This is a genomic window from Variovorax gracilis, from assembly GCF_030317115.1.
GTDB lineage: Bacteria > Pseudomonadota > Gammaproteobacteria > Burkholderiales > Burkholderiaceae_C > Variovorax > Variovorax gracilis.
The window spans coordinates 19,760-36,570 of the sequence record NZ_JASZYF010000029.1 but is presented as its reverse complement, the minus strand read 5'-3'; the positions used below and the strand labels follow the sequence as shown (position 1 = coordinate 36,570).

The following is a 16,811-nucleotide window of genomic DNA, read 5'->3' as shown; positions in this document are numbered from 1 at the left end:
TTCGAGAAAAGTCGAATTTATTACACCATTCATTCGTCTTTTCCGTAGGATTGCGCGCAAGGATGAACTTCAAGCACCTGCATTACTTCTGGGCTGCCGCCAAGGCGGGCGGCATCGTGCGGGCGAGCGAGCAGCTGCACATCACGCCGCAGACGCTGTCGGGGCAGATCAAGCTGCTCGAGGACAGCCTGGGCAGCCCCCTGTTCCAGAAGCGCGGGCGCGGCCTCGAACTCACGCCCGAGGGGCGCACGGCCCTGAGCTACGCGGACCAGATCTTCGCGCTCGGCTCAGAACTCGAGGCGGCCCTGGGCAGCCGCGGGGAGGGCGCCCGCGCGCTCGACTTCCGGGTCGGCATTGCCGACGCGGTACCGAAGTCGATCGCCTACCGGCTGCTCGAGCCGGCGCTCGGCATCGCTGAGCCGGTGCGGCTGATCTGCCATGAAGGGAACTTCCGCGACCTTCTCGGGCAGTTGTCGGTGCAGCGCATCGACCTCGTGATCGCCGACGAACCGATGGGCCGGCAAATCGGCGTGAAGGCCTTCAACCACACGCTGGGCACCACAGCGATGAGCTTCTTCGCCACCGCGGCACTGCGCCGCACGCTCGTGGGCGAATTCCCGACCTGTCTCGATCGCGCGCCGATGCTGATCCAGGGTGCGACCTCGGCGGCGCGGCAACGGCTCGACCTGTGGCTGGCTGAGCACCGGCTGCGGCCGCGGCTGATCGGCGAGTTCGACGATGCCGCGCTCCTGAAGGCCTTCGGCGGCGAGGGTCGCGGCATCTTCATGACGCCCGGGGTGCTCGAGGAGGAAACCTGCGCCCAGTATGGCGTCGAGGTGATTGGCCGCGCGGCCGAACTGATCGAGGAGTTCTTCGCGATCTCGGTCGAGCGTCGTATCACCCATCCCTGCGTGGTCGCGATCACGAAGGCAGCGCGCGGGCGCTTCCATCGGCGCCGCGGACCCACAAAATTGGCCGGCTCCCAAGGATCGCCATGAAGCCCACTTTCGTCGACCACAAGTCTCATGGGCTCAGGTGCGACAACCCGCAGGGGGCGTGGCGCACGAAGTCCGCGACGCCCGCCTTCTCCAGCCCCCCCTCATGGCATCTGCCATCCGGCGTGGGCGAGGCTGACACCGGAAGTTCGCTGCGATATCTTTAATCATTGAACCTCGTCGCACCAGACCCTGAATCCGTCCAACTCGTTGGGGCCGAAGGTGCTGGATAACGCCACGTCGCTGGCGTCGCGCCCCTGCGCGATCAGCACGCGGCCGATGCGGGGCACGTTGTTGCGCGCATCGAAGGTGTACCAGCGGTCACCCAGGAAAGCCTCGAACCAACCCGCAAAGTCCATCGTGCCGTACGGCGGCAGAGTCCCTACATCGCCGAGGTAGCCGGTGCAGTAACGGGCCGGAATGTTCAGGCAGCGACATAGGGTGATCGCCAGGTGCGCATAGTCGCGGCACACGCCTTGCCCTTCCTTCAAAGCTTCAAAGGCCGAACGGGTGCGCCGGGCGTGCTGGTAGCCGAACTCGATGTGCTGGTGCACGAAATCGCAGACCGCCTGCACGCGGCCCCAGCCGGTCGGTCCAGCCCCAAAACGCTGCCAAGCAAAATCGGACAGCAGATCGGTTTCGCAGTAGCGGCTACCCAGTAGGTAGAGCAAGGTGGATTCGGGCAGGTACTCCACCGGCGTCTGCGCCGCTGAGGGCACGACGATGTCCGGCACGCCGCTGTCGCGGATCACGGTATCCGTACTGAGTACAAAGCGGCCGGCGGGTGCGACCAGGCGTGTACACCAGTTACCAAACAGATCGCGGTACGCGGTGATGGGTACGGCCGGCTTCGTCAGGAGATGATCCGGGCGCAGTAGATCCGAGGCGCGCGAGTAATGAATGCTGAGGGCCAGGATCATCGGCGTCGGCTGGGGGAACTGGTAGGCGATTTCAAAACCGAGCTGGATATTCATCAGCTCATGATGCCCCTTGATTCGAATTTCCGCGAGGACTGCTCGGATGGGTTCACAAAAATATTCTCGCGCTTGCCCGTGCAGATCTGATCTTGAGAGGAGGTTCGAGCCTGGGTCGACCTTGAAACTGGTCAGATCGTCAATCGACGATTTGACCGTGACGAACTCATCAAATTCTTCTCGCAGCGAGTTGCAGGGCACAGCTTGAGGAAGCGCTGAGCCCTTGGGGCGCACTCGGCATATCCTAGTGCTCGCGGCGATACGCAGGCATCATTTACCCGTCGCGCAATCAATCGCGGAGGCACATTCATGGCTGAGATCCTTGGACTTGGCATCACTCACTATCCGCCGCTTTGCCTGCCGGACGCCGCGATGTCGGGCATCCTGCGTTGGACGCTCGAGGACCCCGCGATCCCCGCCGGCGCCAAGGATCCGGACAATTGGCCAGCGGCGATGCGGAAGGAGTGGGCGGATGACCAGGGCGCGGCTGCGGCTACCAGGCATCGCGGCGCACTCGTCACCGGCCTTGATCGCGTGCGCGCTCGTCTCGACGAGTTCAAGCCGGATGTGGTCGTCATTTGGGGCGACGACCAATACGAGAACTTCCACGAAGACCTGATTCCGCCGTTCGCGATCTTCGCCTATGAGAACTTGGACCTGCGGCCCTGGGCGGAGACAAAGACTTCGTCAATGATGAAGGGCAAGGCCAATGTGTGGAACGAGGACGAGTTGTTCGGCTACCGTTTGCGCGGGCGCCCCGACATTGCGAAGCAACTCGTCACCGCGCTCATCGAACGGGATTTCGACGTCTCCTATGCGTACAAGCCGCTTCACCACCGCAGCGTGCCACACGCCTTCACGAATTCGGTTCTCTTTCTCGATTACCACCGGAAGGGCTATGACCACCCGACCATCTGTTTTCCCTTGAATTGCTATGGGCGCCGTGTTGTCTCGTGCCGCGGCTTTATGACGCGGATGGACCAGCCTGTGGATTACGATCCGCCGTCGCCGTCGCCCAGGCGTTTCATGGCTCTCGGGGCAGCGACCGCGCGGATCTTGAGGGATAGTCCCTACCGGGTCGCCCTGATCGCCTCATCGTCATGGTCGCACGCGTTTCTCGTCGACAAGACTTGGCGCCTGAGACCGGACACGGAGAGCGATCGCCACCTCTACGACTCAATGGTCGCCGGCGACTACGACTTCTGGCGATCGACGTCGCTTCAGCAGGTCGAGGGAGCGGGCCAGCAGGAGGTGCTTAACTGGTGGACGCTCATCGGCGCAATGGAGGCGCTCGGGGCGGAGCTTGAATGGAGCGAGTTCGTTGAGACGCACATCTTCAACTCGAACAAGGTGTTCGCGGTCTTCGAGGCGCGATAGACGTTCGTCTGGCGCGTGCGCCGCCATCCTGCGATACACCTTCATGACCTGCGGTTCGCCCGGGCGTCCACCAATGCTTCCCTCGGCGATCGAAGCTCGCTTGCTCCTGCTGGCTGAATCCATCGGCGGACCTTTTGCGAACGTCGAGGGCCTGGACACTTCCGCCGAACACAAGAGCGACGTATGCAAGCAGCCTTAGTTTGATCGTTTGATCAGCAAGGTAAGCACAAAAAGCTTCCAGCTGTTCAAGCGCCCAAGCAACACTACGGCTGAATCGCCCCGGCTTTCATGAGGCCGGTTGGTTTAAGTCATGCCACCGCCGTGGCGGCCTGACTGGCGAGTTGCCGGTAATAGTTTGCCTCAGCTTCTGCGGGCGGGATGTAGCCGATGGGTTCGAGCAGCCGATGGTGGTTGAACCAGGACACCCATTAGAGCGTTGCGAACTCCACCGCCTCCTTGGTCTTCCACGGTGCACGGCGATGGATCAACTCGGCCTTGTAGAGGCCGTTGATCGTCTCGGCCAGAGCGTTGTCATAAGAGTCGCCTTTGCTGCCTACTGATGGCTCGATGCCAGCTTCGCCCAGTCGCTCGGTGTACCGGATGCTGACGTATTGCGGCCCGCGATCCGAGTGGCAAATCAAGCTGCCATCGCGCTCGGGTTGACGGTCGTACAGCGCTTGCTCCAACGCATCGAGCACGAAGTCCGTGCGCATCGAGCTGCTGACCCGCCAGCCCACGATGCGCCGGGCGAACACATCGATCACGAAGGCGACGTAGAGCCAGCCCTGCCAGGTCGATACGTACGTGAAGTCCGAGACCCATAGCTGGTTCGGGCGCTGCGCTCCGAACTGCCTGTTGACCCGATCCAGCGGGCATGGTGCTCTGGAATCGCTGATCGTGGTCTTCACCACTTTGCCGCGCATCACGCCTCGCAGCCCCAGGCGCCGCATCAGCCGTTCGACTGTGCAGCGCGCCACTGCCGTGCCCTCGCGAGCCAGTTGCCTCCAGACCTTGTCGGCCCCATGACCTGCATGTTGGCCTGCCAGACGCGCTGTATCGCCGGCATGAGGACATCGTCGCGGTGTGCTCTGGCGCAGCGCTTGTGCGGCTCACGCAGCAGCGCCGCGTGCCGCCGGTAGCCCGACGGGGCGACCTGCAAGACCTTGCAGATCGGCTCGACCCCGAAGGTGGCGCGGTGCTTGTCGATGAAATCCCTCAGGACTTCAGCCGGCGGTCGAGCTCCGCCTGGGCGAAAAACGCGCTCGCCAGCTTCAGGATCTCGTTGGCTCGGCGCAGTTGGCCGATCCGCGACGGATCATCGCGGTGCGCACGAACATGAACCTGGGGCAGACCGTGCGCTTCCTCGACTGGCGCGACGGTCAGATGCGCAACGGCAAGGTCGTGGCGATGAAGGACACGCAGGTCACGCTGCATGAGGAAGGCACGCGGCGCGAATGGAAGCTGCCCTATACCGCGGTCGAACCGCCAACTGCGACTGCGCAGCCGACAGCGGCGGCAGCACCGCCGACACCTCCACCGATCAAGGCCTCTCGCAATGACTTCCGCGGCGGTGAGAAGGTCTCGTTCGACGACAAGTACCTTCAACCCCAAGTTGGCACCGTCGTTCGCATCAACCAGAGAACGGCCACCGTCGACACCGGCAACGGTCACTCATGGCGCGTGCCGTTCCACATGCTTCGCCACGTGCTCGACATCTGATTGCCGTCGATCAGACGGCCGTCAAGAGGGTGCTGAGCCCACACTTACCTGCGGAGGAGGTCACTGCGGCTTTCGTCGCAGGGGTGCTTTTAGGCTGTCAAACCTGATCGCGCCGCATGGGCGGACGCGAACGGGCGCAGCATAGCCAGCGCTCGATCCGAACTGCGCCGCTCCGCCAGCTCCGCCAGCGCCAAACTAGTTCGTCGACTGCGGCAACGTGAACACCATGTTCGCCGCACCACGGAACTCGCCCTTGGTCACCAGAAACCACAGCGTCGCGTTGTCGCCGAACAGTTCGCCCACGTTGCTGCTGGCAGCGGCGCGGCGCGCGGCCAGCATGCCGTAGGTGCTCTGCCGGGGCTGGGTGGCGCTGAAGTGGTTGCCGCTCACGCTCATGAAGTTGCCGGCGCACAGCACCATGTCGGCGGTGAAGGTGTTGCCCTGCAGCACCACGGTCTGGAACACGCCGCGCAGCTGCCTGTTCGTCAACAGCTTCACGGTCTCGATGCCCATCGAAAGGCGCGTGAGCAGGTTGTTGGCGAACACCAGCTGGCCGGTGCCGGGCTGCACCTCGAAGTCGCCGGGCTGCAGGGCGCGGATGAGGAGGTCGCGCGGCACATCGGGATCGGGCACGCCGTAGAACGACACGTCGCCCGCGAACACGCAGTTCGTGATCTCGCACACGGCGCTGATCTCCTGGATCACCGCGGCGGCCCGCACGGCGGCCGGGAGCTGGCAGCGGTGCATGCGCAGCACGCGCGAGCCCGTCACGGCCAGCCAGGGCAGCGGGCTGTCGCCCCGGCCCACGATGTTCACGCCGTCCAGTTCGAGCTGGGTATTGTTCGCCAGTGCGAGCAGGCCGCGCTCCGTAAATTGAAGCTGCAGGTCGCGCAGCTCCAGCGCCGCCAGGCCGGCCAGGCTGATCGGCCCGGCGGATGTGACGACGGCCGTGGGCCCGCACCCGTGCAGCGACAGCCGTCGCACCAGCCGCGTGGGCGTCGTGTCCAGCACGAGGCCATCGAGCTGGTGGGTGCCGGGCAAGAAGCAGATGCAAAGCGACGGGCGCTGCACCAGCAGCTTTTCCAGCAGTTCGCTGCTGAGCTTGGGAAAGTCGCCGCCTTCGCCGATGGTGATCTCGCAGCCCCCGCCGCCGCTGGCTGCGGTGACTGCAGTGGCCGCGAACACCAGCACCTGCTCGGCCACCGGCGTGCCGCCGCTGGTCAGCAGGTTGGCGCGCACGCGCTGATTGGTAGCGGTGCCCAGTCGCCAAGGGCATTCGGCCAGTCCCTCGGCGTTGCATGTGGCGTCGAACACGCTGCTTGTGGCGCCGCCCACGCCGCCCGCGCCGGCCTCGACCGCAAAGCGCACGCGGGCGCCCGCCGCCGGCAGGGCGCCGCGCATCACGCGCACACGCAGCGGCTCGGGCAGATCGGCGCCGGGCGTGGTGGCCTGTCCGTCGCCGCCCACGTAGAGCAGCTGGATCATCTTCGTGAGCGGCGGGAAGATGTCGCGGCAATCGATGATGCCGCCGACCAGGCCGTTCGCATCCACGGTAGCCAGGCCCAGGCGGGCCCAGCCGTCCTGCACGCCGGCCGGCGCCCGCGCCACGGGGGCGCCGTCATCGTCGCGCGGCCATTCGACGTCGGCCGTCACGGTGCGCGCCGGGATCTCCCAGTAGTCGCCGGGCCGGTACGTGCCGCCGGGCGAGAAGCGGACCTGCACGCCGTCCTCGAGCTTGAGCCACTCGCCTTCTTCCACCGGCAACGCGTTCTCGCCGGCCACCATCGGCACATGGTCCCAGCGGCGCAGGATCGGGTGGCGCGCCGGGTCCTGGCCCAGCGCGCCCACGGGCACCCCGGCCAGCACCAGCTCCAGTGCATCGTCGCCGTCCTGCAGGTACTCGAAGAGCTGGCCGGCGCGGCCCTGCAACTCGGCGTCGTCGTCGACCAGTTCCACGCGGTTGTGCAGCGCCAAGTCGAGGTTCGCGTCGCGGCCGCGCGCCGCCACGCGCACGGTGGTGCGGCTGGTGGCGGTATCGATGCTCACCTGCTGCACCGCGTAGCTGACCGAGCCGTTCTCGCGCGACCACTTGAAAGTGGCCGCGCCCGTCGCGTCGACGGCGTGGATCTCCACGCGGTACAGCTGGTTCTCGAGCCGGCGGTAGCCGGCCGTGGCGGCGATGTCGCAGACGCCGGTCGACGCCAGCTCGGGCTCGGCCCGCGCGGCCAGTCGCGCGGTGGGCGGTTCGATCAGCGCGTCCCAGGCGTCCACGTCCGCGCCGCAGTGCCAGGGTGCGTTGTTGGCCGGGGCCGCAAGCGCCAGCGTGCGCACCTGCGCCACCTGCTGTGCGCGCGTGGCGGTGTCGGGCCCGCCCAGTGCGACTTCGCGGATGCGCGGGTCTTCCAGCGCGCTCACGTGGCGTTGCCAGGCGCGCAGGTAGACCAGGTGCGTGCCGGTCGCCAGCTGCGCCGGCACGCCGCCGTCGGGCTGGTTGGCCAGCGAGGCCGGCTGCTCCCATTCGCAGAGTTGGCCCTGCACGTAGTAGCGGCCCGCGCCGATGCGCAGGCGTGCCGCCGGCAGCGCTGCGGGCGCGCCGGCGCCGGTGGCGGCCACGCGCCAGGCCTGGCCGGCACCGACCAGCCAGGGTGCCTCGGCACCGGCCACGGAAAGGCCGGCCAGTCCCGGGCTGCCGGCAACGTTCCGCGCCGTCCAGGTGGTGCCGCCATTGGTGGTGGCCAGCAGCGCGCCGCCGTCGCCGGCGATCCAGCCGTTGTTGGCGTCGCGAAAGCGCACCGCACGCAGCCGCGCCGTGCTGCCGCTGGTGGCGGCCGTCCAGGTCGCGCCGCCGTCGTTGCTGCGCAGCACGGTGCCGCCGTCGCCCACCGCCCAGGCCTGGGCGCCGGCGAGCGACACGGCGCGCAGCGTGGCGGTGCTGCCGCTGTCCGCCAGGGTCCAGCTCGCGCCGCCGGTGCTGCTGCGCGCGATCGCGCCGCCGGGTCCCACGGCCAGGCCATCCTGTGCGTTGGCGAAGGCCACGGCATACAGCCGGCCCACGCCGCTGGCATGGCGCGTCCAGTTGGCGCCGCCGTCCACGGTGCGCAGCACCAGGCCATCGTCGCCCACGGCCCACGCGTGCTGCGCATCGAAGACCGCGACGCCGCGCAGCCGCTGCAGGCTGCCGGCGTTCTGCACGGTCCAGCTGCTGCCCGCGTTGCTGGTGCGCAGCACGGTGCCGCCATCGCCCACGGCCCAGCCGGTGTTGGCGGCGCGCGCCACGGCGCGCAGGTGCCGCGTGCTGCCGGTGGCGGGCAGGGTCCAGGCCGCACCGCCGTTGGTGCTGACGAGCAGCACGCCGTCCTCGCCGGCGATCCACACGCTGTTGGCGTCCTGCGCATGCACCGCCAGCGCCACCATGCCGGCCGACAGCGCAAAGCCCGCGTTCTCGGCCGGCGCGCCGCTCTGGCCGATCACGTCCTCGGCCAGGGTCTGGTCGCGGCGGCGGGTGATGTCGCCTTGCTCGTTGAAATCCGCATCGGTGATCACGCGGCCTTGCTGCATGCGCACGGCGATGTAGTGCGCGCCGGGCTCGAAGGTCTCGCGGGAGAGATCGGCTTTCATGGTGTCCTCCTCAATTGGCGAAATGCACGCTGACAACCAGGCCCAGGCGCAGGTATTCGGTCAGCGCATCGCGCAGGTTGGCCTCGCGCTGCGGCTGCTGCAGGTGTTCGTAGGCGCCCATCTCGGCGCCGCTGGCCGCGCCGGTGCGGATCTGCACCGCGCAGCGCAGCTCCAGCTGCCCCAGCGCCGGATCGCCGTAGCGGCGCGAGACGAAGAGCGGCCGCACTGTGGCCTCGACCTCGGCACGCACTGCGTCCTTGGCGGCCGGCGGGGCGTTCGCGCCCAGCGCGGCGATGCGCGTCTCGCTCTCGAGCTGAGGCTGGCAGCGGTAGCGCCGCGGCACCTGCGACGACGGCGGCACGTAGCTAAAGCGCACGCAGCCGACCTGGCGGCGCTCGGCGCGCACCGGGGCGTCGAAGATGCAGTCGCTGGCGTTGAGCGACAGCGCGTTGACGGCGCCGAAGAAGCTCGCGCGCTGCAGGTCCAGCGGGGCCTCGGGGGCGTCGAGCGCCGGGGCCGCCGTGCCGTCGGCGAGGCCCAGGCCGACGAGACTGTCGGCCACCTCCACCCCGCGCACCGGGCCGGCCACCGTGACCGGCGCGCACAGGCTTTGCAGCAGCCGCAACTGCAGGCGCGGGCTGTCGGCGCCCACCTGCAGGTGCTGCGTTCCGAGCACCGTGTCGGGCAGCAGGGTGCAATGCGCCAGTTCCAGCTGGCCCAGGCGGCCCGAGGCCAGCAAGGGCCCCTGCAGCAGCAAGCCGTGCAGGAACAGCGCGCCGGGATCGGACGCGTCGGCGTCGGCGGTACCGCGCACCTGCAGCCGGCCTTGCCAATGCGCGCGCACCTGCCGGGCCTCGAAGCGGCCGGCCACGCGCTCCATGCTGCCGGGCGGCGCGCCGGGGATGGGCTGCAGCGGCCATTGGCCGGCAATCACCAGCAGTTTCGAGGCCTCGGGAATCAGGATCTCCAGCGCGGCGGTGTCGGTCTCGCTCAGGCTGTCCATGACCACGATGACGCCGGTGCGCCCCGCCGGCTGCGCGTTCCAGGCCTCGACCGCGGCGCGCAAGGTGGAGAACAGCATGCCGCCGGGGGGCAGCAGGTGCGAGACGCCCGCCTGCCAGACCTGCGGGTCGAAGAAGCCGCTTCGGGCCTCGTCGTCGGCCGTGCTGCTCTCGGCCGCGCGGCTGGCCGCGCGCAGCGCGGCGCCGCGGTCGTAAGGGCCGCCGCCGATGTCGGCCACGCTGGCGTGGGTCGCATGCAGCCACACCTCTACCACGCCCAGTGCGGCCGGGAAGCCGATGCGTCCGCGCAGCAGGTCCAGGGCCGCCACGCGCGGCGTCGGCAAGGCCAGCTCCACGGCATCGGGGATCTCGCAGATGCAGAGGTCCTCGCGCGGCAGCTCCACCGGCAGCGTCTCGCCGGTCAGCCGCACGAAGCAGCGCAGCACCGGGCGGTGCGCGGTCATGAAGCGCGGCGCAGGCTCGGCCTGGCCGGCGCGCAGCTGCTGGAACTCGGCATGCAGCGCCAGCGGGCGCAGCGGGGCCGGCACGCGCTCTTCGCGCGCGGCCTGGGTGATGGCGCCACTGCCGGACTCGGTGGGCGGGTTGTTGAACACCGGCGCGTCCACGCCCGCCGGGTGCATGTGCCACCAGCCACCGGCATCCTGGCGCGCACTGATGAAGTCGGCCGTCGCCATGGCGGCGGCGCCGCCCGGGGCGCCGCTGCCCAACGGCTGCGGGCGCAGCCGCCACAGGTACAGGCCCACGTGGGGGATGTTGAAGCGGCCGCCGCGCGGGTCGGCGTTGCGCACCTCCAGCGTATGGGCGAAGGGGTCGAAGGCGCCCGACGAGGCCTGCGCCAGTTGCGCCGCCGCGGCGTCGCGCACGCAGGCCGTGGCGGTGGGCGCACGGCGCACGTGGTTCATGTGCTGGGTGGTGCCCAGGCGCTGGAAGAACTCCACCGCCGCCGCGGGCCAGCCCGTGACATCGCGCGCCAGCTGTTCCAGCACGAGCGCCGTGCCCTTGCGGCGGCGGTAGGCGATGGTGTTGGCGACCCAGGCGCGCGTGCTTACGCCGGCCGAGGGCACGGGCCGGATCGGCCGTGCACCGAGCAGGTCGCCGATGTAGGGGACGGTCCACTCGTCGCACGTCTCGATGAACCAGTTGTCGTACAGGCGCGCGGTGTCGGCCTCGACCGCTTCGAGTTCGCTCTCGATCACCGCCAGCAGCGCGCGCAGCGGCGCGCCGCGCTCGTTGTCGCGCAGGCGGTGGATGACCGGCAGCAGCTGGTAGAGCCGTTCGGGGGTGAGGAGACTCATAGCGTGGCCTTCACGAGTTCGAGCGCCGCGGGGTTCAGCAGCATCAGTTCGGCCGGCCGCATCTTGGTCACCGGATCCCAGCGCGCGCCGAAGGTCGGCACGGCCTGCGCGCCGCCGCCGGCCGTTGCGGCTTCGCCGTAGGGCTGCAGCACTTCCAGGTCGACCGCCACCACACCCGGCACCTGGTGCAGCAGCGCGAGCAGTTCGGCGGCGGTGACCGATTGCGCGAGGTCGCGCGCGTCGAAACCGAAGGCCGCCTGCAGCTTCGTGCGGCAGGCCGCGAGCACCGTGTCGGCTTCGTAGCGCGGGTCGATCGCCACCCGCGCGCTGCAGCGGAAATAGCGCAGCACCGCGGCGCCCAGCACGAAAGCCTGCGAGGGGTCGGACAAGCCGGCAATGGCTTTCCGCAGGTTGTCCATCACTTCGTCGCCCGGCAGCCCGCCGGTGGCGCCGGCCACCGACAGCAGCACGCGCGACACGCCTTCGGCCCAGACGAGGTCTGCGCGCGCCTTGCCGATGCCCGGAAAGGCGCGCGCGAAATCCTGGTAGTCCGACAGCGAGACCACGCGCTCGAAAGCCAGCAGCGTCAGCGGCGCGTTGCGGCGCGCGTCATCGAGCTTCTCGGGCCCCTGGGCGCCACTTGCGGGCAGCGGGTTGCTCACGCCGCGCAGGCCCAGCGGCATGGCGCGCAGCAAGGTCAGCGTGCCCGCCGCCACCTCGCCGTCCGGGCCGATGCCGCTGCGGTAGCGCGCCTGCACGTTCATCTGGCCGCTGGGCAGGCGCGCGCCGCTGCGGCCGTCGCCGAAGAGAACCTGCATGCGCGCCTCGTTGTCGATGCGCGTGGTGAACACGTGCTCGTCGGGCGCCGCACCGTACAGCGAGGGGCGTTCGGTCCACAGCAGCCCGTTCACGCGCAGCTCCAGCGTGCTCTTCGCGCCGCTGGCCGAGGCCGCGCTCAGGTGCGTGGTCGGCGGCTTGCGCAGCATGAAGCGCTGGAAGCTCTGCGTCGCGTCGCCGTTGCCCAGCACCTCCTGGACGCTCTCGCCGTGCGTGGCGCGCGCCACGTTGGCGTGGATCAGCAGGCTGTCGCGGCGATAGCTGTAGAGCAGCGCCTTCTGCAGCACCAGGGTGCTGCGGCCGGCACTGTGCTCGACCTCGTCCACCAGCGCGATCTCGGCCGCGTCCACGCCGGCCAGGTCGCCGCGCTGGCCAACGAAGGCCAGCGCCTGGCCGCGCGCGAGGCCCATCACCATGGTCGACAGCTCGATGCGCTTGCTGCCGGTCTCGATCGGCGTCTCGATCGGCAGCTCGACCAGCGGCTGGCGCCGGCTCACGACATGGGCCGTGGTGTCGCGGAACAGAAATTCCTCTGTCGGTGCCTGCGCCATCGGCTGGCCGTTGCTGTCGGCCAGCCGCAGCGCGGTGGCGCGGGCCGACAGGCCGTAGTCGGCGCGCGAGACTTCGCGCGCATCGAACAGGGCATAGGCCGTGGCCTTCTCGTTGGGCGCGTCGAAGACCATCCAGCTGCCGGGCGCGAGCTTGGGCACCGGGCGCTCCAGCAACGCGTGGCAGGGCGGCATGACCAGGCTCTCCATGTTGGGCTTGCCCTGCGAGTCGGTCCAGATGCTGCGGCTCGCGTCCAGCGTGCCGGTGGGATTGGTGACCGGATCCTGGTCGTCCCAGCCATCCTTGTAGATCGTGCTGTCCCGCAGGTTCTCTTTCGGCAGCGAGCCCCACTTGGGCGCGTTGTGCCCGAAGAAGCCCAGCCGCTGCGTGAAGCTGAAGGCGCCGGCCTCGGGCGAGTTCGGCGTGGCCGGGGGCTGGACGCTGGCCGTGACGGCCTGCACCAGTTGCGTGGTGCTCCAGCCCTGGATCGCGATCATGGCCTGCAGCTCGTTCTCCTTCCAGCTTTTGGTGGTGACGGCGGGGCCCAGGTCGGTCTGGGTGAAGGGCACGACTTCGATCTGCGCCTGCGCGTAGCCGACATGGAACATCGACAAGGTGGGCACCAGCCAGATCAGCATCGGCGGCGCGGCGGGCTTCTTCGGGTCGGGCAGCGGCTCGAGCGCCACGCGCACGCGGCGCAGGGCCGGCTCGTCCTCGACCTCCAGCGCGCGCAGCACCAGGTGCTTCAGCTGCAAGCCCTTCTTGCCGACGAAGAGCAGCAACTCGCCGGCCTGCAGGCCGCTGGCCTGATCGGACAGGTAGATGCGGGCCACTTCCTGGGCGTCCACCTTCGCTTCCACGGGCAGGTCCGGGTCCAGCCGGAACAGGTTGCCGCTCGACAGGTCCTGATGCAGGCCGACGGTGTCGCCCGGCAGGCCGCCCTTCGGGTAGAGCAGGGCCAGGCGCTGCGTGCCGTCGACCTCCAGCACGGCGAGGTCGGCGGGCCGGGTCTGGCGCGGGCGCAAGGCGTTCCATTCGGCGCGCGCGACGATCGGCTCGCCCGTCTCGAAGACCTGCGGCAGCTTGCCCTGCGGCGGCACGCTCTGCACCGGCGCGCCGGCCGCGATGGCGCAGACGCCCGGCGCGCCGGGTGCGTCTTCCACCGTGAAGACCAGGTGCACGCTGGCGGCGACGCCCGGCCGCAGCTCGTAGCCGACGGCGCGTGCGAGCTCCAGCACCGAGCGGCGTTCGGTCGCGGTGCGCAGGAAGCCCTCGTTGGCGATGCGCTCCTGGTAGAAGGTCAGCACGTCGGCCACGCAGGCCGAGGCGTCGACCAGCGCGATGGCCGCGTCGTCGCTCTCGCGGGTGCGAAGCAGGCCCAGCGGGCGCGGCGCGCTCGCCGGCTGGCCGGGCAGGCCCCACAGCGGCAGCCGGGCCAGCATGCGCTGGTAGAAGCCGGGCTGGGTGTCGACGCGCCAGGCCAGCGCGGGCAGGCCGGGTGCGTTGTGGATGTCGCCGGGCTCGGCCAGGTCTTCGCAGCAGTGGCAGCCGTCGAGGTGCTTGTCGTCGCTGCTCATTTCGTTTCCTCCGCCGCATGCACCTCGAACTGGATGCGGCCGTGCTCGGGCGCGTTGGGGTCGTTGTCCAGCCGCGCGATCTCCAGGCGCGCCATCGCGATGCGGCCGGCGTCGACCTCGCCATCGGGCGGCCGCCCCAGGCGCTGGAAGCGCAGCGGCGCCACGTGCGAGACGCCTTGCACCGCCATCGCCGCGGCGATCACGGCGCTCAGGTAGACCGGCTCGCCGAAGCTGAAGCGGTCCGGGTGGAAGAAGCCGCCTGGCGCGGTGGTGAACACGCGCAGCAAGCGCCGCTGCACGTCGGACGGGAAATAGCCGGGCCGGGTGCAGACATGCAGCGATATGTCGAGCGCCACGTAGGCCGGGGCATCGATCTCCACGTCATGCCCGGCCAGGCGATAGCGGTCGATGAAGGCGCTCAGGCTGTCCTCGAAGTCCGGGTCCATGCCCTCGGCGCCGCGCCGGTCCACGGTGATGAACATCGTGTGCCAGCTCCCGGTCCAGCGCCGCGTGGCGACGGCGCGCTGCACGCGGGCGTCGCGCATCGCGACCTCGGCATAGTCCTCGGCCGTCACCGCGCGCTCCTGGCGCCGGAAGGCCTGCGGTGCGTCCATGCGCGCGCGCGCCAGCGCCACCGGGTCCACGCCGCCCTGGGCCGGCAGCGGGTTGCGCACCCGCGCGATGCCGTCGAAGGCGCACAGCACATGGGCGATGGCATCGGCCCCCACGTTGCCGACGCTGCCGTTGCCGGTGCGCACCCGTGCCGACAGCGCCTCGGCCGCGCCGGGCCGCAGGCCGTTCACGCCGTCGCCGAAGCGCAGCAGCACCTGGCCGTCGGCCTCGGTCTCGGCCACGAACTCGGCGGCATGGGCGCCGCTTTGCAGCAGGTCGCGACGCGGGCTCCAGCGGCGGTCGTCGCCGTTGCTGGTGACGTGCACCGCTTCGCGCGTGTCCGCCAGGTTGGGGCGCAGCGCGGCGCTGGCGCTGGTGGCCGGGTCGACCAACAGGGCCTGGCCGTCGGCATCGTGCACCAGGCCCTGGCGCGTCCACGGCAGCAGCGTCGGCTGCGCCAGGCGATAGCGCGGCACGCGGCCGCCGGGCACCGGCCGCAGGGCCTCGGGACGCACCGCACTGAAGCCATGGTCGGCCAGTGCGACGTTGGCGCAGGCGCCCGCCATGTCGCGCACCTGCACGCCGTCGATGACCTTGGACAGGCACAGGTCGAAGGGAAGCGCGTCCTCTGCGTCCCAGCGCACCTCGACCAGCGGCTGCCCGGTGACCGGGTCCCGCCGCGGCGCGGGCGCAGGCACGCGGGCGGCGCTGGCCTCGGGGTCCACGCGCGTGATGCGGACCACATGGCGCTGCTGCGCGTCGGCATCCTGCGGCAAGCCGTTGGCGGTGCCGGCGCGTGCCTCCAGCAGCAGCAGGTCGCCTGCGCAGAGGCGCAGCCGGTTCGCCGGGTTGTCGATGAAGAAGGCGCGCGTGGCGCCGCCCGGCAGGCAGCAGGCCTCGTCGCTCCAGGTGTAGAAGCGCAGGTCGTTGTGGGCGCTGAACAGCCGCAACGGTGTCAGCAGTTCGAAGGCCTGCGCACCGGCCGCGACCATCGCCTGCGCGCTGGCCAGCGAGCCCAGCCGCCGCGGCGCGCCCTGCACGCGCGTCAGCAGCAAGGTGCCGTCCAGGCCGGTGCTGCTGTCGCAGGCCGCGAGCGTCTGGCCGTCGGCCGCGGCGCCCACGTCGACCTCGAAGGCCACCGCGGTGCGCGCATTGCAGCCCTCGTGCAGCGCGTAGTCGAGCAGCCGCGCATGCCGCCGCACCGAGACCCGCTGGCGCGCGGTGCCGAGGTAGGCCTCGGTGGCGACCGCGTCCTGGAAGTACGCGATCTCGTCGGCGCGGAAGGCCAGCGCCTCGGACAGCGTGACCATCAGGTCGGCCGGACTGCGTTCCTTCCAGTCGGGCATCAGCACCGCCAGGCGGTCGACTACCAGACGGCGGAAGCTCTGGTAGTCGCGCGCCAGGTAGTCGATGTCGGGTGCGCGTTGCGGGCTGGGCGCGCACTCGTCTTCCACGCGGCAGTCGAAGTCGCTCGGGCAGTCGACCTTGAAGCCGAAGTCGATCTGCGCCAGGGCCGGATCGATGCCGTCCGGCGGCGCGTCGGAGTCGGCCGAGGCCACCAGCCGCAACTGGTAGCGCGAGAAGTCGCCGATGCCGTCGAGCTCCACCGTCAGCACGTCGCCGGTGGCCGAGACGCCGATCGCCTGCGGATCGCGCAGGCGCACGCCGCCGCGAATCTCGATGTTGGAGGCGGTGAGCGGCGCGGCCGGCGCGAAGCCCAGGTCGTGCACGAAGTGCAGCATCAGCCGTGGTTCGCCGTGCACCACTTCGAGGTAGGCGATGCCGTTGAAGGCGCGCGGCGGATTCGCCTGCGCGGCCTGGCGCAGTGCGGCGATGCGCCCGGGGTTGCTGCACAGGTACTGGCTGTTCATGGGGCCTCCCGCCTGAACTGCGCTTGCCCGGTCTGCATCGTTTCGAGCACCGTGTAGCGCACCGCCACCGACAGGGTGGCGTCGACGCTCTCGGCGCTGACCTCGTCGATGCGCACGAGGTGGCCCAGCCACTGTTGCAGCGCGCCGTGCACCAGCGCCTGCACCGTGGCGGCCAGCTCGGGGCTGTTGGGCGCGAACACCAGTTGCATGAGGCCGCAGCCGAAGTCCGGCCGGTTCACGCGCTCACCCGGCACGGTGAAAAGGAGCTGCTCGATCAGGTCGCGCAGGTGCGCCTCGCGCGAGACCAGCGCGCTGCGGCCGCGGCCGTCGACGCGCAGGGGAAAGCCGATGTCGGTGTCCATGGT

General features: G+C 69.9%; 9 protein-coding genes, 1 pseudogene and 1 other annotated feature. Of the genes and pseudogenes, 3 read left to right on the top strand and 7 right to left on the bottom strand.

Translation table 11 applies throughout. The annotated features are described in order from the left end of the window. The first annotated feature begins 62 nt into the window (after positions 1-62). Positions 63-998, top strand: a complete 936-nt coding sequence (gene nhaR / locus QTH97_RS30500) for a transcriptional activator NhaR (protein ID WP_286572360.1) — start codon at positions 63-65, stop codon at positions 996-998. Positions 999-1,162: 164 nt separating this feature from the next. Here the strand turns inward: nhaR and QTH97_RS30495 are convergent, their stop codons facing one another. After that, a complete protein-coding gene (locus QTH97_RS30495) occupies positions 1,163-2,203 on the bottom strand; it encodes a transglutaminase-like domain-containing protein (protein ID WP_353655680.1) in 1,041 nt (346 codons plus the stop codon). Between the two features lie 75 nt (positions 2,204-2,278). On the opposite strand from QTH97_RS30495, the gene QTH97_RS30490 reads away from it, so the two are divergent. Beyond that, positions 2,279-3,346: a DODA-type extradiol aromatic ring-opening family dioxygenase gene (locus QTH97_RS30490; protein ID WP_286572338.1), complete on the top strand. Its 1,068-nt coding sequence runs from the start codon at positions 2,279-2,281 to the stop codon at positions 3,344-3,346. Positions 3,347-3,654: 308 nt separating this feature from the next. Here QTH97_RS30490 and QTH97_RS30485 read toward each other — a convergent pair. Continuing rightward, positions 3,655-4,651, bottom strand: a pseudogene (locus QTH97_RS30485) (IS3 family transposase); the annotation flags it as partial. After that, positions 4,491-4,607, bottom strand: a sequence feature (AL1L pseudoknot). Its footprint overlaps the pseudogene before it by 117 nt. Between QTH97_RS30485 and QTH97_RS30480 the strand changes: the two are divergent. Then, positions 4,643-5,065 (top strand): hypothetical protein, encoded by a 423-nt coding sequence (locus tag QTH97_RS30480; RefSeq protein WP_286572337.1) that lies wholly within the window; start codon positions 4,643-4,645, stop codon positions 5,063-5,065. The pseudogene QTH97_RS30485 and the gene QTH97_RS30480 overlap by 9 nt on opposite strands. A gap of 195 nt (positions 5,066-5,260) precedes the next feature. Here the strand turns inward: QTH97_RS30480 and QTH97_RS30475 are convergent, their stop codons facing one another. From QTH97_RS30475 to QTH97_RS30455, 5 genes are read right to left on the bottom strand one after another with little or no spacing between them, the layout of a single operon-like run. Beyond that, entirely contained in the window at positions 5,261-8,683 is a 3,423-nt protein-coding gene (locus QTH97_RS30475) for a DUF6519 domain-containing protein (protein WP_286572336.1), read from the bottom strand. Positions 8,684-8,693: 10 nt separating this feature from the next. Beyond that, entirely contained in the window at positions 8,694-11,000 is a 2,307-nt protein-coding gene (locus QTH97_RS30470) for a hypothetical protein (RefSeq protein ID WP_286572335.1), read from the bottom strand. Further along, entirely contained in the window at positions 10,997-13,963 is a 2,967-nt protein-coding gene (locus QTH97_RS30465; protein WP_286572334.1) for a putative baseplate assembly protein, read from the bottom strand. The genes QTH97_RS30470 and QTH97_RS30465 overlap by 4 nt, the downstream gene beginning before the upstream one ends. After that, positions 13,960-16,446 (bottom strand): putative baseplate assembly protein, encoded by a 2,487-nt coding sequence (locus QTH97_RS30460; protein ID WP_286572333.1) that lies wholly within the window; start codon positions 16,444-16,446, stop codon positions 13,960-13,962. Before QTH97_RS30460 ends, QTH97_RS30465 begins: the two co-directional genes overlap by 4 nt. Next, entirely contained in the window at positions 16,443-16,808 is a 366-nt protein-coding gene (locus QTH97_RS30455; protein WP_286572332.1) for a GPW/gp25 family protein, read from the bottom strand. The genes QTH97_RS30460 and QTH97_RS30455 overlap by 4 nt, the downstream gene beginning before the upstream one ends. Positions 16,809-16,811: the final 3 nt, after the last annotated feature.